Annotated in this window: 21 protein-coding genes and 1 tRNA gene; 9 read left to right on the forward strand and 13 right to left on the reverse strand. The window is 60.5% G+C overall.

The features are described 5' to 3' along the window. Nucleotides 1-31: 31 nt before the first annotated feature. Together aroB and FF124_RS18470 are read right to left on the reverse strand one after the other, a co-directional pair. On the reverse strand, nt 32-1,162 hold the full coding sequence (gene aroB / locus FF124_RS18465; RefSeq protein ID WP_138749942.1) for a 3-dehydroquinate synthase: 1,131 nt from the start codon (nt 1,160-1,162) through the stop codon (nt 32-34). Beyond that, the gene (locus FF124_RS18470) at nt 1,152-1,745 is read right to left on the reverse strand and encodes a shikimate kinase (protein WP_138749943.1); all 594 of its coding nucleotides are present in this window, start codon (nt 1,743-1,745) and stop codon (nt 1,152-1,154) included. The genes aroB and FF124_RS18470 overlap by 11 nt, the downstream gene beginning before the upstream one ends. Before the next feature lie 94 nt (nt 1,746-1,839). On the opposite strand from FF124_RS18470, the gene xerD reads away from it, so the two are divergent. The 4 genes from xerD (at nt 1,840) to FF124_RS18490 (ending at nt 5,412) form a co-directional block, all read left to right on the forward strand. Then, nucleotides 1,840-2,784 (forward strand): site-specific tyrosine recombinase XerD, encoded by a 945-nt coding sequence (gene xerD, locus FF124_RS18475; RefSeq protein ID WP_138749944.1) that lies wholly within the window; start codon nt 1,840-1,842, stop codon nt 2,782-2,784. Between the two features lie 75 nt (nt 2,785-2,859). Further along, a complete protein-coding gene (locus FF124_RS18480; RefSeq protein ID WP_138749945.1) occupies nt 2,860-3,816 on the forward strand; it encodes an acetyl-CoA carboxylase carboxyltransferase subunit alpha in 957 nt (318 codons plus the stop codon). Between the two features lie 157 nt (nt 3,817-3,973). Further along, nucleotides 3,974-5,161 (forward strand): L,D-transpeptidase family protein, encoded by a 1,188-nt coding sequence (locus FF124_RS18485; protein ID WP_138749946.1) that lies wholly within the window; start codon nt 3,974-3,976, stop codon nt 5,159-5,161. After that, nucleotides 5,158-5,412: a sulfurtransferase TusA family protein gene (locus FF124_RS18490; RefSeq protein ID WP_138749947.1), complete on the forward strand. Its 255-nt coding sequence runs from the start codon at nt 5,158-5,160 to the stop codon at nt 5,410-5,412. The genes FF124_RS18485 and FF124_RS18490 overlap by 4 nt, the downstream gene beginning before the upstream one ends. Here the strand turns inward: FF124_RS18490 and FF124_RS18495 are convergent. Together FF124_RS18495 and FF124_RS18500 are read right to left on the reverse strand one after the other, a co-directional pair. Further along, a complete protein-coding gene (locus FF124_RS18495; RefSeq protein WP_138749948.1) occupies nt 5,402-6,487 on the reverse strand; it encodes a CobW family GTP-binding protein in 1,086 nt (361 codons plus the stop codon). The two genes, FF124_RS18490 and FF124_RS18495, sit on opposite strands and share 11 nt — an antisense overlap. Nucleotides 6,488-6,496: 9 nt before the next feature. Beyond that, complete coding sequence (locus tag FF124_RS18500) at nt 6,497-7,621, reverse strand: D-alanyl-D-alanine carboxypeptidase family protein (protein WP_187327003.1); 1,125 nt, start codon at nt 7,619-7,621, stop codon at nt 6,497-6,499. A 137-nt stretch (nt 7,622-7,758) separates the two neighbouring features. Between FF124_RS18500 and FF124_RS18505 the strand changes: the two genes are divergently transcribed. Together FF124_RS18505 and FF124_RS18510 are read left to right on the forward strand one after the other, a co-directional pair. Further along, entirely contained in the window at nt 7,759-8,922 is a 1,164-nt protein-coding gene (locus FF124_RS18505; protein WP_138749950.1) for a M20 aminoacylase family protein, read from the forward strand. A gap of 69 nt (nt 8,923-8,991) precedes the next feature. Beyond that, nucleotides 8,992-9,068, forward strand: a tRNA-Arg gene (locus FF124_RS18510). Nucleotides 9,069-9,666: 598 nt separating this feature from the next. Here the strand turns inward: FF124_RS18510 and FF124_RS18515 are convergent. The 4 genes from FF124_RS18515 to FF124_RS18530 all read right to left on the reverse strand — a co-directional run bounded on the left by FF124_RS18515 (nt 9,667) and on the right by FF124_RS18530 (nt 13,488). Then, complete coding sequence (locus FF124_RS18515) at nt 9,667-11,859, reverse strand: ATP-binding protein (RefSeq protein WP_138749951.1); 2,193 nt, start codon at nt 11,857-11,859, stop codon at nt 9,667-9,669. Then, complete coding sequence (locus FF124_RS18520; protein ID WP_138749952.1) at nt 11,849-12,157, reverse strand: hypothetical protein; 309 nt, start codon at nt 12,155-12,157, stop codon at nt 11,849-11,851. The genes FF124_RS18515 and FF124_RS18520 overlap by 11 nt, the downstream gene beginning before the upstream one ends. Before the next feature lie 5 nt (nt 12,158-12,162). Next, a complete protein-coding gene (locus FF124_RS18525) occupies nt 12,163-12,372 on the reverse strand; it encodes a helix-turn-helix transcriptional regulator (protein ID WP_210237501.1) in 210 nt (69 codons plus the stop codon). Nucleotides 12,373-12,501: 129 nt separating this feature from the next. After that, nucleotides 12,502-13,488 (reverse strand): hypothetical protein, encoded by a 987-nt coding sequence (locus tag FF124_RS18530; RefSeq protein WP_138749953.1) that lies wholly within the window; start codon nt 13,486-13,488, stop codon nt 12,502-12,504. A gap of 232 nt (nt 13,489-13,720) precedes the next feature. Between FF124_RS18530 and FF124_RS18535 the strand changes: the two genes are divergently transcribed. Beyond that, nucleotides 13,721-14,917: an IS256 family transposase gene (locus FF124_RS18535; RefSeq protein ID WP_138749954.1), complete on the forward strand. Its 1,197-nt coding sequence runs from the start codon at nt 13,721-13,723 to the stop codon at nt 14,915-14,917. A gap of 108 nt (nt 14,918-15,025) precedes the next feature. Here FF124_RS18535 and FF124_RS18540 read toward each other — a convergent pair whose 3' ends face one another. From FF124_RS18540 to FF124_RS18555, 4 genes are all read right to left on the reverse strand, one after another. Beyond that, on the reverse strand, nt 15,026-15,250 hold the full coding sequence (locus FF124_RS18540) for a hypothetical protein (RefSeq protein ID WP_138749955.1): 225 nt from the start codon (nt 15,248-15,250) through the stop codon (nt 15,026-15,028). 134 nt (nt 15,251-15,384) lie between these two features. After that, complete coding sequence (locus FF124_RS18545) at nt 15,385-15,594, reverse strand: cold-shock protein (protein WP_138749980.1); 210 nt, start codon at nt 15,592-15,594, stop codon at nt 15,385-15,387. A gap of 294 nt (nt 15,595-15,888) precedes the next feature. Then, the gene (locus tag FF124_RS18550; RefSeq protein WP_246072533.1) at nt 15,889-16,914 is read right to left on the reverse strand and encodes a fatty acid desaturase; all 1,026 of its coding nucleotides are present in this window, start codon (nt 16,912-16,914) and stop codon (nt 15,889-15,891) included. Between the two features lie 180 nt (nt 16,915-17,094). Continuing rightward, nucleotides 17,095-17,304, reverse strand: coding sequence for a cold-shock protein (locus FF124_RS18555; protein WP_138749957.1), 210 nt, complete (start codon nt 17,302-17,304; stop codon nt 17,095-17,097). Between the two features lie 499 nt (nt 17,305-17,803). Between FF124_RS18555 and FF124_RS18560 the strand changes: the two genes are divergently transcribed. Next, nucleotides 17,804-18,196 (forward strand): hypothetical protein, encoded by a 393-nt coding sequence (locus FF124_RS18560; protein WP_138749958.1) that lies wholly within the window; start codon nt 17,804-17,806, stop codon nt 18,194-18,196. A 143-nt stretch (nt 18,197-18,339) separates the two neighbouring features. On the opposite strand, the gene FF124_RS20650 is transcribed toward FF124_RS18560, so the two are convergent. Further along, complete coding sequence (locus tag FF124_RS20650) at nt 18,340-18,624, reverse strand: hypothetical protein (RefSeq protein WP_187327004.1); 285 nt, start codon at nt 18,622-18,624, stop codon at nt 18,340-18,342. On the opposite strand from FF124_RS20650, the gene FF124_RS18565 reads away from it, so the two are divergent. Then, nucleotides 18,623-18,877, forward strand: a complete 255-nt coding sequence (locus FF124_RS18565; RefSeq protein ID WP_187327005.1) for a DUF1488 family protein — start codon at nt 18,623-18,625, stop codon at nt 18,875-18,877. The two genes, FF124_RS20650 and FF124_RS18565, sit on opposite strands and share 2 nt — an antisense overlap. The last annotated feature ends 3 nt before the right edge of the window (nt 18,878-18,880 follow it).

The raw sequence follows: 18,880 nt of genomic DNA on the forward strand, positions 1-18,880 counted from the left end.
TCGGCGAAGAAGTGCGATAGATCGCTCAGCGTCATTGCGATTGTTTTTCCGTCAGGAAAGCCAGCACCTCAGACGGCGGAACGTCGTCGGCGATGAAGGCCTCGCCGATGCCGCGCGTCAGAATGAAGGTCAGCTTCCCGCCCTTTACCTTTTTGTCCTGCCCGATTGCATCCATCAATATATCGGGCGGCGGCAGGTCGCCGTCAATATCGCCGAGCGTGGTCGGTAGCCCGGCCTCCTTCAGATGTGCGGCGACCCGTTTTGCATCGTCGGGGCTTGCAAGGTTCATGCGCGCGGAAAACTCGTGCGCCAGCACCATGCCGATCGCAACGCCCTCGCCGTGGACGAGGCGGGCGCCGTCATAGCCGGTCGCCCGCTCCAGCGCATGGCCGAAAGTGTGGCCGAGGTTCAAAAGCGCGCGCACGCCGTTCTCGTGCTCGTCGGCGGCAACGACGGCGGCTTTCGCCGCACAGGACCGCGCGATTGCCTCCACCCGCTCCGCGCCGCCGGAAAAGACGGCCTTGCGGTTCTTCTCCAGCCAGTGGAAGAAATCGGGTTGGTCGATCAGTCCGTATTTCACCACCTCGGCGTAACCGGCGGCGAATTCGCGCGAGGTAAGTGTGTCGAGCGTGTCGGTATCGGCAAGCACCAGATGCGGCTGGTGAAAGGCGCCGACGAGGTTCTTGCCCTGCCGGGTGTTGATCCCGGTCTTGCCGCCGACGGAGGAATCCACCTGGGCGAGCAGCGATGTCGGCACCTGGATGAAGTTCACGCCCCGGCGCACGATCGCTGCTGCAAAGCCCGCCAGATCGCCGATCACGCCGCCGCCGAGCGCGATCACGGCATCGGAGCGCTCGATACGGGCATCGAGAACGAAATCGACGGCGGTATGAAGATTTTCGAAGCTCTTGGTCTTCTCGCCTGCCGCCAGCGTCAGCGAGAAGGTCTCGATGCCATCGGTCTGCAGGCTTTCGGTCAGCATGTCGAGATAGCGCGGCGCGACATGGGTGTCGGTGATGATCGCCGCCTTGCGGCACGCAAGCCGGGCGAGCGTCTCGCCGCCTGCGCTCTGCAGCAGGCCGGATCCGATCAGGATATCATAGGAGCGATTGCCGAGGTCGACACGAACGATCCGCTTGTCGGCTGTCTCTTTACTCTTCACGCGTATTTCCTCCGTCAAGGGCCGCAAGGGCCTTCAGTACGTCGCGCATCACCGTCTCCTTGCGGACATTGCGCGAAAGAACGGTCACATCCGCTTGCGCATAGACCGGATAGCGCTTGTCCATAAGATCCTTCAGCGTCTGTTTCGGGTTTTCGGTCTTCAGAAGCGGTCTCGTCTGGCGGCGGCGGACCCTGTCCCACAGCGTGTCGAGGTCCGCCTTCAGCCACATGGAAAGGCCGGAACTTGAAATCAGCTCGCGGTTGGCCGGATTGATGAAGGCGCCGCCGCCGGTCGAGACGATTGCCGGGCCTTCTGACAGGATCCGTTCGATCACCCTGGTTTCCAGCGCGCGGAATTCCGGCTCGCCATATTGGGCGAAGAGATCGGCAATCGTCATCCGCGCGGCGTCCTCGATCTCGTGATCGGTATCGACATAGGGCAGGTCGAGCGCATTGGCGACAAGCTTGCCGATGGCACTCTTGCCCGCGCCCATGAGGCCGACGAGGATCAGGTTGCGGCCGGCAAGCCCGGCAAGCGCCTTTTCCCTCAGTCCCGTTTTGCCCGTATCTTGCTTTGCGTTCATATTGCGCCCATTGTTTTCAGCCACGTATCGGCAAATGCTATAAGTGCGTCAAGCCGGGCGTTGAAGAATTAGGGTTTCAACACGGATATCATCATTGGATCTCTCGGGCGCCCATATCGAAGCCTTCATCGAAATGCTGAGCGCCGAGCGCGGCGCGGCCAACAACACGCTTGCCGCGTATCAGCGCGATCTCGATGACTTCCGCGACTTTCTGATTGATCGCGGCGTCGCCGCCGATGCTGCCGCGAGCGCCGACATCACCGCCTATCTCTCGGCCCTCGGCAAACGCGGCTTTGCCGCCAGTTCCCAGTCGCGCAGGTTGTCCGCGCTCCGCCAGTTTTACCAGTTTCTCTATGGCGAAGGCCTGCGCGAGGACGACCCGACGGGCGTGATCGATGCGCCGAAGAAGGCGCAGGCCCTGCCAAAGACGCTTTCGGTTGCCGATGTCGACAAGCTTCTCGAGCAGGCTCAGCGCGAGGCCCGCGAGCCGGGGCCGGGCCAGTTCGAGCGCATGCGCATGGCCGCCCTTTTGGAAACGCTCTATGCCAGCGGCATGCGTGTCTCCGAACTGGTGACGCTGCCGGCCGGCGCGCTGAAGCCCAAACAGCGGTTTCTGACCATTCGCGGCAAGGGCAACAAGGAGCGCGCGGTGCCGCTCTCCGTGCGCGCTCACGCGGCGCTGATGGCCTTCGACGCCGAGCGCAAGGCGCGCGCGCACGAAACGGGCGATGACAATCCCCATCTTTTCGCTTCCAGGAGCGCGAGCGGTCACCTGCCGCGTCAGGTCTTTGCCCGCGACCTGAAGGGGCTTGCGGCAAGGGCCGGTCTGAAGACCACGACAATCTCGCCGCATGTGCTGCGCCACGCCTTTGCCAGCCATCTTCTGCAAAACGGCGCCGACCTGCGGGCGGTGCAGGAAATGCTTGGTCATTCCGACATTTCGACCACGCAGATCTACACCCATGTGCTGGAAGAACGGTTGCGAGAACTGGTGGAAATGCATCACCCCCTTGCAAAACATGCTAAAAAACGGGAATAAGCGGCACTAAATTGAAAGAGGAAGCCTTCAGGGCTGCTGCCCGGGCGCGTCAGTTAACCCACGGAAAGTTCGAAAATGTACAGCTATCTCGATTTCGAAAGGCCTATTTCCGATCTGGAAGCCAAGATTATCGAGTTGAAGAAACTTGCCTCCGAAGGCGAGGAAAGCATCGACACCTCCGAGGAGATCGCGCGTCTGGAGACCCGCGTCAGCGAGGCGATGAACGATATCTACGCCAAACTGTCGCCCTGGCAGAAGGCGCAGGTTGCCCGCCATCCGCAGCGCCCGCACTTCGTCGATTACGCCAAGCGCCTGTTCACCGATTTCACCACGCTGGCAGGCGACCGCAATTTCGGCGAGGACGCTGCCATCCAGGCTGGTCTCGCGCGTTTTCGCGGCCGCCCCGTCGCCGTCATCGGCGAGGAAAAGGGCCATGACACCAAGAGCCGGCTGAAGCATAATTTCGGCATGCCGCGTCCGGAAGGCTATCGCAAGGCGATCCGGCTGATGGAACTTGCCGACCGGTTCAACCTGCCGGTGATTTCCGTGGTCGATACTCAGGGCGCCTATCCCGGCGTCGGCGCGGAAGAGCGCGGCCAGGCCGAGGCGATTGCCCGTTCGACACAGATGTGTCTGAGGATCGGCGTGCCGATGGTGACGCTCGTCATCGGCGAGGGCATGTCCGGCGGCGCAATCGCCATTGCGGCGGCAAACCGCGTCTACATGTTGGAGCATGCGATTTATTCCGTGATTTCCCCCGAGGGAGCAGCCTCGATCCTGTGGCGCGATTCCGCCCGCGCCAAGGAAGCGGCGACAAACATGAAGATCACCGCCCACGACCTGAAGGAATTCGGCGTGGTCGACGAGATCATTGCCGAACCGGTCGGCGGCGCGCACCGCAATGCCGAGCACGTGATCGATGCCTCCGGTGACCAGATCGCCGAGGGGCTTGCCCAGTTCGACGGCATGTCGGCGGATGAGGTTCGCAACGAGCGGCGGCAGAAATTCCTCGCGATCGGGCGCAATCTCTAGACCCTTGCGGCAATGCCGGAAAGGTGAGGAGACGCCCGGTTGCGCGGGGCCTTTGAAACGGTTAACGCTTTCTTGAAGTTTGGCTGTGCATTATGATCATTGATTGCGCAACGGCCGAGACGTTGCGTTTTGAGGCAAAATCCGGCAGGTTCTATCCATGCGTTTGAACGTCCTGGCCCCCATGGTTTTCGCCACACTGGCGCTGACGGGCTGCAACAGCTTTTTCGACAGTACCGACTTCTCCACCGTGCAGGAGAAGATGAACTACGCGTTGCCGTCTTCCATGGTCGCCAAGATGCGCGCCCAGGACATGGACAAGCTCGCGCCGATCACCATCCGGATCTTCAAGGAAGAAGGCATCCTCGAGATTTGGAAACAGAAGCGTGACGGCACCTATGGCGAACTCGAGACCTACGAGATCTGCGCCTGGTCCGGCAAACTCGGCCCGAAGAAGAAAGAAGGCGACCGACAGGCGCCGGAGGGCTTCTATCCGCTGTCCAAGGGTCTTTTGAACCCTTATTCGCAGTACTTCCTCGCCATCAATACCGGTTATCCGAACCGCTATGACCGCGCCAACAGGCTGACCGGCTCCGATCTGATGATCCACGGCGCCTGCTCCTCGCGCGGCTGCTACTCGATGACCGACGAGCAGATCCTCGAGATCTTCGCCTTTGCCCGCGACGCCTTTTCCGGCGGCCAGCAGGCCATCATGCTGCAGGCCTATCCCTTCCGCATGACCGCGGAAAACATGGTGCGCCACCGCTATAACGAGAATTATCCCTTCTGGCAGATGCTGAAGGAGGGCTATGACTATTTCGAGGTCACCAAACAGGTGCCCGATGTCGACGTCTGCGGCGGCAAATACGTCTTCAACAAGGACCCTGCCCAGGGCGGGGCGCTTGCCTCCGACCAAGCCTGCCCGGCGCTTGCCTCCAATATTCCCTCGCAATACATGATGGCGCTCGCCGATTACCGGACCGACTATCAGGACGCCTTCGAAAAGGCGCTGGCGAAGAATGACGACAAGGTCTGGCTCGATCCGAGCGAGGCCGAGCGCAAGGCGCTTGTCGCCGATCTGCGCAAGGACCCGACCGATCCGCTCTACCAGCCGACGGGCTCTTCGCTCGAGGCCGGGCGCTACGTCACGATCGAACAGTACCGCCTGACGAAATACGGCCCGCTGGAAACACCGGAAGTCGACACAACGACCCAGACGGCTGCCATTCCGGATATCCCCGCCGACATGCCGGCTGTCTCCGATGTGCCGATCCCGCAGAGAAGCCCGATGGCCGCCTATGCCGAGGAGCCGCCGAAGAAGGACAAGCCCTTCTGGAAGTTCTGGTGACGCAGGACGGGCAGGCGACCGATCATTACGACCTTCGCGGGCTAAAATGCCCGCTTCCTGCACTGAAGACGGAAAAGCGACTGGCACAGCTTCCGCCCGGTGCGGTTCTGGCGATCGAGACCAGCGATCCGCTGGCCGTGATCGATATTCCGCATTTGTGCAACGAGAAAGGCCATCGTCTGGTCGCGTCCGAAAAGACCGAGATCGGCCACCGTTTCGTGATTGAACGCGGAAAAAATCCTAATACCTGAAGCCAAAGGTCGAAAGCGGGTTGTCGTCGAGCGCTGCCCGGTCGGGCCGGTCGATGCCGGGGCGGTCGAGATAGGTTTCGAAGAGCTCCCGCACAACGGCTTCCGCGAGATCGCTGGTGATCACGACGAGACGCGTTGCCGGCTCCCCCTCCCATGCCTCAAGCCGGGTTGCGGGATAGATAGTGTCGCGCACGCCGTGGACCACAAGCGGCCGGTCATCGCCCGCAAGCGCCACCACGCCCTTCAGCCGCAGCAGCTTGTCGCCGTGTTCAGCGGCAAGCCGATGCTGAAAGGCCTGGATGATCGCAGGCGACGCCAGCCGGCCGGCTGTGAGCGCAAAAGCGCGGATATGGGCGTCATGGCGATTGACGTCGTGGTGGTGATGATGGCCGCCGGCCTGTTTTTCCGCAGTGAGCCATTCGCCGACGGACGCGTTCTTGCGGGCGGCATCGAAAAGTCCGGTAACGAGCAGCGCGGGTGTGGACGCGGCCGGGTCGGCGACATCGACGATCTCGGCCAGCGGGTTCAGTCCCTCGAGGCTCTTCAGCAGTTCATCGCGCGCTTCAGGCTTTGCCAGGTCTGTCTTGGTGATGACCAGCCGGTCGGCGACGGCTGCCTGGCGCGCGGCCTCCTCATGGCGGGAAAGCGTTTCGCGGCCTGCCAGGGCATCGACCAGCGTCACCACGCCGTCGATACGGAAAGAGGCGGCGATCGCCGGATGGGCCATGATGGCGAGCAGCACCGGCACGGGATCCGCGAGGCCCGTGGTCTCGATGATCACCCGGCTTACCGGCTTTATTTTCTCCGTCTGGATCCGGTCGAGGAGATCGGCCAGCGTGTCGATCAGCTCGCCGCGCACGGTGCAGCACAGGCATCCGTTGGAAAGCTCGATGATCGAATCGCCGGAAGACTGCACGAGGAGGTGGTCGATGCCGACCTCGCCGAACTCGTTGATGATGACGGCGGCATCGTTGAGTGCCGGGTCCTTCAGCAGACGGTTGAGCAGCGTGGACTTGCCGGCGCCGAGAAAGCCGGTGACGATCGAGACGGGGATGGGCGCAGGCGGATTATACATGGGATGCGGCTACTGGACGGGACGGGTATAGGGCAGGGGAACGGAGGTGAGGTTCTCGAGGGTCGACGCGGCCATTTCCGTATCATTGGGAAGGCGATAGGCGTCGACCGTCGGATAGTCCTTCGCCAGCGGCTTCAGATAGGGCGAGGAAAACATCAGATTGCCGTCATCATCGCGCAGCACCACGCGGTTCTGGGCCGCTTCGGCGCTGCAGATCTGGCTGGTGACATCGGCGACCGGACGGTCGGGGGCGGGCGGCGGCAGGTAGCTGTCAAGCCGCGGTCCGTCGCGGTCGCCTGTCGTCAGTCCGGTCTGCAGCAGCTCGGCGGCCTTCTCGGCGCGGGCCGGCACGCTCGGCGCGCCGAAGGCGACGGCGACCACTTCCCGGCCGTTGCGCCTGGCGAACGAAACCTGGTTGTAGCCGGAGGCGCAGACGAAGCCGGTCTTCATGCCGATCGCGCCATCGAAATTGCCGATCAGGAGATTGGTGTTGCGGTATTTGCCGCTGTCGCTGGCAATGCCCGGAATGGTGAAATAATAGAGATATTCCGGAAATGTCTTCTCGATGGCGATGGCGAGCACCGCCATGTCGCGCGCGGTCGTGTACTGGCCGGGTTGCGGGTTGCTCATCGAGTTCATGCCGTTGGCGTTGACGAAATGCGTATCCGTCATGCCGAGCGCCTTTGCCGTTTCGTTCATCCGCTTGACGAAGGCCTCGCGCCCGCCGATCGCATGTTCGGCCACGGCGCGCGCGGCGTCATTGGCCGAATGCACCAGCATCATCTTCAGCGCGGTGTCGACGGTCACCCGCGTGCCGGGCGCGAAATACATCTTCGAGGCGGGTTCGCCCGCCGCGGCGGCGGAGAAGGTGATCGCGGCCTGCGGGTCAAGACGGCCGGCCTTCATGTCCTCGAACACCAGATAGGCCGTCATCAGCTTTGCAAGCGAGGCCGGATACCAGCGCTTGAACGGCTCTTCCGCGGCCAGCACACGGTTCGTGTTCGCGTCAACGACGATATAGGGACTGGCAAGCGCGGGGCTTGCCGTTGCCGCAAGGACAAGTGCCAACGCCACCAGCCACGAGGCCATCAGTGCTTTGAGCCGGCGATGTGCGGGTCTTGTCGTCTGCAACACGAAACTGTCTCCACTTGCCTGATGCGCGGTATCGATATACGCCTTGAAGGATGAAATCCTTGTGTGCGGTCCTATGCGGTCCCACATGTATTACCGTCTTTTACAACGAATTTTAGAAAATTGCAGGGGTATGCTTAATGCCGGTGTTGAACAGTGCCGCCCAGATCCAGGACGAGGCCACGACATGGCGGCGGTTTCTTCATCAGCATCCCGAACTCCTCTATGATGTCGAAAATACGGCCGCCTTCGTTGCCGGGCAATTGCGATCCTTCGGCGTTGACGAGGTCGTCGAGGGGATTGGCCGGACGGGCGTCGTCGGCGTCATCCGCGGCAACCGCGAAGGCGAGCGCACGATCGGGCTGAGGGCCGATATGGACGCTTTGCCGATCGGCGAGAAGAGCGGCAAGGAATGGGCGTCCAGGGTCGACGGCAAGATGCATGCCTGCGGCCATGACGGCCATATGGCCATGCTCCTGGGGGCTGCCAAGCTTCTTGCCGGAACCCGCAATTTCGCCGGCCGCATCGCGCTGATCTTCCAGCCTGCCGAAGAAGGCGGCGGCGGCGGCAAGGCGATGATTGACGACGGGCTGATGGAGCGTTTCGCGATCGCGGAAGTTTACGGCATGCACAACTATCCCGGCATGCCCGTCGGCCAGTTTGCCTCCCGCGTCGGCCCCATCATGGCGGCGACGGACGAGTTCAGGATCATCATCAGGGGGGATGGCGGCCATGCGGCCCAGCCGCAGAAATCGGTCGATCCGATCATCATCGGCAGCCAGATCGTCAATGCAATGCAGACGATCGTTTCGCGCAGCGCCGATCCGGTGAGTCCGCTTGTCGTTTCGGTCACGGAATTTCATGCGGGCTTTGCCCATAACGTCATTCCGGGCGAGGCCGAGCTCGGCGGAACCGTCCGCTCCTTCACGCCGGAAAACCGCGATCTTGCCGAGCGCCGGATCAGGGAGATTGCCGAGTTGACGGCGCGCGCCCACGGCGGCGTCGCGGAGGTGCGCTACACCCGCAACTATCCGCCGACGGTCAACCATCCGGAAGAAACGCTTCACGCGCTCGCCGCCGCCCGGAGCATCGCCGGCGAGGGCAAGGTGTCCGACGACTTTGCCCCGTGGACGGCGGCGGAGGATTTTTCCTACATGCTCGAGGCGCGACCCGGCGCCTTCATCCTCATGGGCAATGGCGATACGGCCGAACTTCACAACGCCGAATATGATTTCAACGACGAAGCGCTTTCCTACGGCATCTCCTATTGGGTCCGGCTTGCCGAAACGCGCCTGGCCGGCTAAGAGACGGTGCCGCATTCATGCAATTGAGGGCTTTTCACATGGCTCTTGCTTTTGTATTGAGAGGCGAGTGGTCCCGTAGCTCAGCAGGATAGAGCATCAGATTCCTAATCTGAGGGTCACGCGTTCGAATCGCGTCGGGATCACCATTTTTTCTTATTTATTTCAATCATTTACGAATGCCGCACTTCTCGCGCCTTCTCCGAAAAATTTCCGGGTAAGCGCGGGGTAAGCAGCAGGATCGGTTTCGACGCAGTTCCGTGGCGGCTTGCATCGCCAAACCCTAAAACCCTTTGATTCAGTAAAATTGGCGCTGTCATCGCCGTCATCACTGTCATTTCGTAGCGTATTCAATAGGTTGAACTTGACAGCCTCGCTCAGATCGCCGTCATGCCCCTGTCAGCCACTAGGCGGCGGCCTTCGAGGCTGTCTGGGCTGTGGCTTTTCTCCCATGGACGACACAACGCTGCCGGGCCAGTGTGGTGCTGATCCGGTCCCCGTGGTGCAGGCATAACGTGTGGAAAGAGCTGGAGTTTAGCCGAAACGGCCCCGAGCGTTGAGACTTTAGGCTTTTGTATCCGGTCTCAGGCTGGCCCGACCGCGCGGTGCCAAATACCCGCATGGCAGAGTGACACAGGAAGGACCCACGCCCCTTCTGACAGCCGCTGTCTGGTGCGGACGATCAAAAAAGGGGACGCGGGGGAAGGCCGCCTGCGGGCGGCTATGAGCGAAGCTGCAAAGCTGGCTTCAGACCCCGGTCTCTTCGTTTGGGTGCGCAGACGAAAGTGGCCGGATGATGATCATGCGGCCTTCTGCCGTCCGGCTGTCAGTGACGGCATAGCCTTCGCTCCGGAGCAGCGGCGCGGCCCGACGGACGAGCGTGCCGAGCGTTGCCGCTGTCGATGGCCATACCCGCATGTTCTTGATCGCCGGCGCTGCATGCTCGTTGAGAACTTCCAGGAGATGCGTGGCTGTCCCGCTGAAGCCGGTCGCACGATGCCGCTTGATGATGCGGATCAGCTCGCTGCCGAAAGGATCGTTCTCAAGCGCGACCTTGGCGGCATCGGTCCTGCTTAGACGATAGGCTTCCAGGAACTGGCCTGGCTCCCAGCCAAAAGCCGGAGAGCAAGCCTCGATCCACTCGGCGAAGTCGGCCATGCGTGGCGGGTTTGCGAGCTTGACCGATGCCCGGCGACTCAGTCCCTCCGAGACGGCATCGAGCAGCGCGCCCAAGAGGTATGGTCGCATCCGCTCCAGCTCTTCCTTCAGGTGCCGTTCTGTTTGCCGCTCTTCTTCCGGGATGCGGGGCAGATGAATGGCAATGGCACGGTCGGAAAGGTCGGCACGTCCTGTCAGGTCCGGAATGCCGTTCAGAATGACCGGGCGCTGCGCTTCAAGCACGATCTGCTCGTTGTCGGTATGCAGTGCACGGGTCGCAAAGCCACCACCTGTCGAAAGCCTGCAGAGCGAATCCGAGAACCAGTTGGCGACGCTCGACATGTTGTCGAAGGCAAGCACATGGCCGTTCTTGGCGGCAATGACCAGGTCGCGCTCGTCCTTCGAGACGGTGCGCTTTTTGCCGATCTCGGCATCGATCAGGTTGGCAAGCAGGTCGGTGACCGAACTCTTGCCGCTGCCCTGCTCGCCGCTGACGCAGAGAAGCGGGTAGGGACCTTCCGGGCGAAGCGCTGCAACCAGCCAAGCGGTGACCAGCATTAGATCCTGCTCGCTACCAACATTGATGAACGGCTTCAGGTCTCTGTAGCCGGCGCCCCTCTGTGGTTCGGGCAGCGCGCGCGCGGAAGCCGAGCGCAGGAACTTCACATGCGGAAATTGGCCGACCGTCCAGCGCCCCTTCGTTACCCGTACTGCCCGCCAGTCCTGATCGCAGAGATCGAGGAAGTAATCTCCATCATGGGAGCCGACACGCCTGAAGGTCGGGTAGCATGCTCCGCTCTGAGCTTTTGCCTCCATGATCCTGATCGTGTCATCAAGCGCCGAGCTTCCAAGGGCTTCGCCGGTCTTCTCGTAGTAGACGCCGGCGACATAGGATTTGAAGAAGCGATGCCTGACAGGCCAGTGCTCGAAGTGATCGCCGGTCGGATAAGTCACGTGACTTTCGCGATCCGGATCATGCCAGAACTCGATCTCGCCCGGCAGGAAATCAAAGGCAGAGGGCTTCTTCTTGCGTTGCTTCTTTAGTTCAGCCGCGCCCTCCGCTTCACCATCGTCAGCATCGCTGACAGCGGCCGACACGCCCGCTTCGCCGGACGCCGGAATCAGCGCCTGCAACTGGACATCTGTCCAGCCTTCGGCGAAGGCATCGGCGGCATCGAAGCCAGCAGGCAATCCCTGCGACAGACGTATGACCGAGACCGACGCGGCACCTGCCTGCGTCAGGCATTGCACAACGGCCTCTGCATAGGCTGCACCGGGTTCATCTGCATCGGGCCAGATGATGACGCGGCGGCCGGAGAGCGGAGACCAGTCAGCCTTGCGGGCGCTCTTCGAGCCATTCGGTGAAGTCGTGACAAAGAAGCCGGGAAGCATTGCCGCTGCCGCATCTGCGGCCTTCTCACCCTCGGTAATGATGACAGCGACATCAGGGTCCGCCTCAAGCCTGTCGAGTCGGTAGAGCGGCCGCGGTTCGGGAAGGCCCTTCCAGCGCCACCCATTGGCACTGGTCTGCTCGTCCCTGCCATAGCTCAGCGGCAGGAACTGCTTTCCCTCGTTCGTATCGAAACGGCAGGCGATGAACAGCAGCTTTCCAGAAGCGTTCCGGTAGCACCAGCGTTGCGACGGCGTACCGAGCCGTGAGTGCCGGACTGGCGGCGGTTCTGCATTATCTGGAACCGGAGCGACTGCCGTCCAGCCAGAGGCGGGAGTAGTAACTGCCGAATTAGCGTTATGCTCAACGGGCGCGAAGGGATCATTCCGCATAGAGCGACACCTCCAGGGCTTCGGCAAGCCGACGTGCGGCTTCGCCCTGATCGTCATTGGTGAACAGATAGGCTGCAAGCGAGATCAGATCGCGCCCGCGGTCACCGGTGGCAAAATCGGCCCAGCGCCCTGAGAGGACGTTGACGCGGAAACTACCCGGCCTGCGATCGGCCCTCCTCGGATTACGTGCCGTCCATTCATGCCCAAGCCGCCGGCCGTCCGGCAGCCAGCGGGAAAGAAGAAGCGGCGCATTTGAGAGCGCCGCACGGTTGATATGATCGAAAGCGATTTTCCTCATGGCCGTTAACCCCTCTGGCTTGTCGAGGTGAGGGTGTTGGCGCTGAGCCAGGCTGTGATGTCGCGGCGCTTGTAGCGCACCGACTTGCCGATCTTGACGAAGGGAGGGCCACCGCCACGCAGGCGCCAGGCCTGCAGGGTGCGGGCTAGCAGTTCGCATGTCAGCGTTTCCGTCATCAGGAAGTCGGGATCGAGGGAGAGGGGGGATTGCTGCATCTTGCGGCTCCTTGTGATTGGGAGCCGCCAAAATGACGATGGAGCCGAATTGAATCCGCCAGCCAATAGCAGTTCGGTTTTCCAGATTAGCTGCTAAAGTTTAGCCGGACTGACAAGGCCTAAAGTCGTTCACCGGTATTGCGCGAACAGCTGGGCTTCGACATGGGCACAAAGCGCCGCAAAGGCATCGTGCAGGCCGCGCCCCGCAAACGGGATGTCTTGCGGAATTCGGACCTCCCAGCTGGCAAAGTTGGCTGCAACCGTGTTCGCCCGGTTACGGACATCGGTACCGGGCTCTTCATTCCAGAACACGCTCTCGCAGCCATCGAGGAAATCCATGAAAGTGGCGTTGCTCTGTGTCGGCGCTGCCCCCGTAATGAAGAGCCAGAGCAGGCCCGCCACATGCATGAAGTAGAGCCTATCGAAACGCGCCGGGGCACCTGCCGGGTTTCTGGTCTCGAACTTCAGCCGCTCGCTCTCTTCCTCCAGCGCGCGACACCACTCGGCAATATGACCGATCTGCCGAGGGTCCATCAGTTCATGCAGTCTATAGCTAGGTTTGAACCGCCAGAGATGTTCGTCCGCCGGCTCTCGTTGGCGTTTGACGAGGCTCTCGTCCTCAATCAGTTGGATGGGAAACGTCTTCTCAGGGACATCCACCAACTGCAGCTCCTCAAGCGCAACCTGCAGGTCGAACAGTTTGCTCTGGATGTCAGAGGCCAGCTTCTCGACATCGGCGAACTGGGCCGAAAGGCCGCGGTTCGCGCTGGCCCCGTCCCTGATACGCTCGACGTTCTCAAACGCAGAAAAGATTGCGACCCGGCAGAACCAGTATGTGCATTCTCCGTGCGCGCTGATGGCATTCCGGTGGCCGACGGCCCCCACTAGATGCTCGATTGTCCGCTCATAGCCGAAGGGCTGACGCGGGCACACGTTCTTTTCCCAGTTCGGCGGCAGATATTCTAGTGTCACATCACGACGAAAGCCGCCGAACAGGCGTGTGCTGAGCGCCAGCAGGCGCTGAGTGCGATCCAGTCGCTCGTAATTTCTCGCGGTGTCGGCCATATCCTGAAGCGACTGTAGCGTCGATGCGGCATAGTGCTCGTCGGCAGCCACGAGGGCTGTCCATTCGGAGCTGTTCTGCTTCGGGTGAGATTGGTTGCGCACGATGTTACCGGTGTTCGTAGGATGAGGGACGTCGCCCAGCTTTTGCGGATTGATCTCAAGTTCTAAGCACGAATGACGCCGTTTTGATCGTGTCCCAGCGCGTGGTGTAGCTGGATTTCGTAGCCACCGGTGACTTCCGGTAGGGTCGGGTTGTCAAAGACCAACCTGAAGGACACCACCGATGACCGACGACATGATGAACCTGCGCGCTCTCGTTGAGAAGAGCGCCGATGCCGATTTGCTCCGTGAGATGATCGGCTTTGCCGCCGAGAAGTTGATGGCGCTGGAAGTCGGGGCGAAGACCGGCGCGGGTTACGGCGAGAAGAATGGCTTTCGCCTTGCCCAGCGCAACGGCTATCGCGACCGAGATTGGGAAACGCGTGCAGGAACCGTCGAGCTGCGCATTCCGAAGCTTCGCACAGACAGCTATTTCCCGAGCTTCCTCGAACCGCGCCGGATGGCGGAAAAGGCGCTGACGGCGGTGATCCAGGAAGCCTATATCCAGGGCGTCTCCACCCGATCCGTCGACGATCTGGTGAAGGCCATGGGCATGTCTGGCATCTCCAAGAGCCAGGTCTCCCGGCTCTGCGAGGAGATTGATGAGAAAGTGAAGGCCTTCCTTGACAGGCCGATAGAGGGCGAATGGCCCTATCTGTGGATTGATGCCACCTATCTGAAGGTCCGGCGCGGCGGTCGTATTGTCTCTGTCGCCGTCATCATCGCGGTGGGCGTGAACACCGACGGCCGGCGCGAAGTGCTCGGCATGGAGATCGGAACATCAGAAGCCGAGCCGATCTGGACGGAATTCCTCCGCAACCTGACCAGACGCGGGCTGCGGGGCGTAAGGCTCGTCGTCTCCGATGCCCATGAGGGGATCAAGGCCGCCGTGTCGAAGGTGCTTTGCGCCACCTGGCAGCGCTGCAGGGTCCACTTCATGAGAAACGCATTGGCCCATGCCGGAAAGAGTGGGCGGCGCGTCGTCTCTGCCTTCATTGCCACCGCGTTTGCACAGGAAACGCCGGAGGCCGCAAGCGCCCAGTGGCGCAGTGTCGCCGACCAGATCAGGCCGAAGGTGCCCAAGCTCGCAACGCTCATGGACGGCGCTGAACAGGACGTGCTCGCCTACATGACCTTTCCCAGGCAGCATTGGGCCAAGCTTCACAGCACAAACCCAATCGAACGCCTCAACGGCGAGATCAAGCGACGCACTGAAGTCGTTGGCATCTTCCCCAACGACGACGCCATCGTCAGACTGGTCGGTGCCTTGCTTCTGGAGCAAAACGACGAATGGGCCGTCCAGAGGTCCCGCTACATGACACTTGAGACAATCGCCACGATGAGCGATGATCCGCTCATCAGCCTGCCAGCCGCAAGCTGACACTCATCCGGACCTCCGGGAGGAAACCGTGGTCGTCTAAGCTACACCACGTCACGGGACACGATCCGGCGTTCTTCAAAATGCTATCTGCACGTCATGTTGGACACGTCACGCCAGCCTGGCCCGCTTGGCGATGAGAGCGGCGGTCGCCGTCTTCCGGTCTTTCAGTTCTTTTGCAAGGCGGGCTTCACGAAGCCGCCGGGTCTTTTCCTCGCGGGCCAGAGCGAGGAAATCCAGCTCCTCGACGACCGCATTGCGCGCGAAGTATTGCGATTGGGCATTGGCGAAGGCGATCTCCGCCTTCTGGCGAGATTTGCTGTGTGTCTGTGACATGATCTTTTCCGAATTGGACGCCGCACCGTAGCGCGGCAACAAAAAAGCCAGGCGGTAAGCTTGACCTTATTGGTATCGTGCTCTCGACAGTGCCAGTACATCCGTGGTCACTGGAGAATGGATACCGGGATGTTTCAGGCAGCCTGCAGGTTGCAGGCCGACATCTTGCCCGACTTGCTGTCGCGCTCGAGGTCGTAGCCGATCTTCTGGCCTTCCACGAGTTCGCGCATTCCGGAGCGTTCTACGGCGGAGATGTGAACAAACGCATCGGCGCCGCCATCGTCAGGCTGAATGAAGCTGAAGCCCTTCGTCGAATTGAACCATTTAACTGTGCCAGTGGTCATCATGAACCCTTTCATAGCAATAGGAGACCACAACGCCGAAAGCGCTGCGGATGGTGATAGCGATTTTTGGAAGAAAAGGTTCGTTCAAGTAGCGGTGTCAAACGCACAATAACTAAAGCTTAACAAGCAAATTTCGACCATCGATATATGAGGTCTTTTCATCCAGTTGTCAACCTTTAGTTTTATTCCTTCGATTTCCTCGGCATCTGGTTGTGATTCCGGTTGCCCCTTTGCGGCGGAGAAAACAGGACTGGGACTGGAGGAGGCGCATACCGCTTGAACAGGTCCTTGGCATTACGCGCTTAGGTGGGCCTGCCGGAATGAAACCAGGCGGTTGGTTGTTTCATCCCACAGCACGAACCTGACACAACGCAGGCTCTCCAAGAGCGTAATCCGTCCCGTGTCGCGCAGTTCCGGGTAATCGCGGAGTACTTCCGGCAAGCGATAGAACGGCACCTTCGCCGCAAGGTGGTGAACGTGATGGATACCGATATTGCCCGTGATCCATCGCAACGGACGCGGGAGGTCGTAATGCGAGCTGCCATTGAGGGCCGCATTCTGGAAGTCCCAGTCGCGGCCCTCAGACCAGTGGGTTTCCTCGAACTGATGCTGGATATAGAACAGCCACACCCCGGCCGTCGCGGCCATCAGCGTGATCGGCAACTGCACCATCAAAAACGAAACCGGCCCCATCAGCCACATCAGCAGGGCAACGGGAATGGCAGCCCCGACGGTAGTGACGATGGTCGACGTCCATGGCTCCAGACCTGCCCGCATTAGGCCAAACGGCAATCGGTACTGGCAGATAAACAGCCAAGCGGGACCAAGACCGAACATCACGGCTGGATGGCGATAAAGACGATAACGCAGCCGTCCCCAGGAAGATCGGGCATGATATTCCCGGACCGTCAGCGTATCGACATCGCCGATGCCGCGCTTATCGAGATTGCCGGTCGTCGCGTGGTGAACCGCGTGGGTCCGGCGCCAGTAATCGTAAGGCGTCAGGGTGAAAACGCCGATGACGCGGCCGGTCCAGTCGTTGGCGCGCCGGCGGGCGAAGAGCGCGCCATGCCCGCAATCATGCTGCAGGACAAACAGGCGGACAAGGAAACCGGCTGCAGGAACCGTTAGCCACAGCGCCCACCAGTGTCCGTTCAGGACAGCGAGGGCAAGCAGCACCCACAAAGCGACGAAGGGTAATGCCGTGACGGCGATCTCGATCGTGCTGCGGAGCGGGCTGGCACGCCGGTAGGGCGCAAGCGACGCGATCCAGGAACGATGGTTCCGTTCGATTTCGGCCTTCGCGGTGTTACTGTTCAAGGCTTTCTCCTGGTTCCGGTCCACGCTTGACCGGGACGCGCGATCATCTGTCGCGAAAGGTTCGCCCCGACCTTCGTAGGAGCGCTCAAAGCAAGAAAGGCCGAGCGCATTGCCCGGCCGATCCACTCGTCTTGATATTCCGTGCCAGTACATCCGTGGTCACGGAAGCAAAGACAATCCTTACGCAGCGCGCAGGTTTTCCGCGGCACTTTTGCCGGACCTGCTGTCAGCAACGATGTCAAAGGTCAGCTTCTGGCCTTCGGAGATCGTGCTCATTCCGGAGCGTTCGACAGCGGAAATATGGACGAATACGTCCGCGCCGCCGCCATCAGCCTCAATGAAGCCGAAACCCTTGGTGCTGTTGAAGAATTTTACTGTGCCAGTGCTCATGACGATTTCCTTTCAATCAATCAGAGAGAATGCCCGGCGGCCTCGATGGACACGACCGAGCGATAAAGTCGAAGTTGAAGGGAAAATCACCAGAGCGTTATGCGCAAAATAAATTTCGTCAAACAAGATCGATGGACGTCATATGCGCTTCTTTCTTGTTTAAATCAAGGTGTGATTTTAGTTTTTACAAAGAAAAATCGAAGATATAAAAATATGATTATTATAAAAATATTTCCGCTATGACCTGTTATTCGATCGATATCATCGATATATATGGACTTACGGTACGCTAAACCCGGCCTCATAAAAAATGCCTGTAAAAAAGCACTTCAGGATTTCGCTCACATTGTGAGGCGAAGATGGCGCATCTGCGCAATTGGGGGTGCCTTTCCCAGGCTCACGACGCCAACAGAGCGCGTCCATTTACGCTGAAGCGGCCGGGGAGCGCTGCCGCCGATCACACCAGACAATTCATCCCAAATCGGAAGGAATCGGCATCATGGCAGCAGAAAACAATAAAGCGTCATCCATCGGAGAACGGTGGAAAGCCTATCACCCGGCAAAGTCGACACTCGTGTGGGCTTGCATCATCACCGCCATCGTCACGATCACCATTGGCTTCACCTGGGGCGGATGGGTGACAGGCGGCACATCAAGATCCCTCGTAGCCGAAGCCGGAGAGCTTTCCCGCGATGAACTGGCAACGGTCATTTGTGTCCAGAGGTTCAAGGCGGCGCCTGATTCAGCACAGCAGCTGGGCGAGTTGAAGGCCATCGACAGCTCCTACAAGCAGCGTCAGTTCATTGAAGATGGCGGCTGGGCCACGATGCCGGGAGACGACGATGCAAGTCGCGACGCCGCCTCGGGCTGCGCCGCCGCGCTTGTAGGATGAAAAACCACAGAGAATGAACCGCCGAAGAGGCAGCCGGAAACGGCTTTCTCATCACGGGCAATACCCGGATTTACCAGCGGCAAGCAAGAGGCGCCACCGCAACGAAGCGCGCCGGACACATGGAGTTTGCAGATGGCCAAAGGTCAGAAGCGAAGCAATCGCGAAGTCAGAAAACCCAAGAAGGAAAAGAGCGCGGCGACCATCGAAGCGCCGCCGCTCGGTTCACTGGTCAGAAATACCGGGAACAGCAATGTGGCGCGTGGCAAGCCGAAAGGCTGAGCCGCACGCAGGCTGTCGGTGAATGCACTGCCGCGATCCGGGCCAAACCATCTTCTGCCAAGCTTCTTTGCCGGCGATCGTGTCTGGTCTGATCGCGTGTTTTTAACAGTGGCATTTCGCGCCACCTTCTCAAGGATGTATTCAGCCATGGCACTCGATTTTCCCAATCAAAGCCGCAGTTACGACAAAAACGGCGGACGTGTCCGCTTTACCGGGCATGACGGCATGTTCGAAGTGATGTTTTTCATCAGGGCCGATGCGCTGAGTGATCCGGCCGAAGGCGAGGCGAGTTATCTCGCTGCATTCGATGCAGCCCGCGAGACGATCTACGACGCCGCTCGCAAGATTTACCTGAAGGGCCGCAAGGCAGTCTATGTCCTGACGGCGGCCGATTTCACCTGATCC

The sequence above is a fragment of the Martelella lutilitoris genome (genome assembly GCF_005924265.1).
GTDB lineage: Bacteria > Pseudomonadota > Alphaproteobacteria > Rhizobiales > Rhizobiaceae > Martelella > Martelella lutilitoris.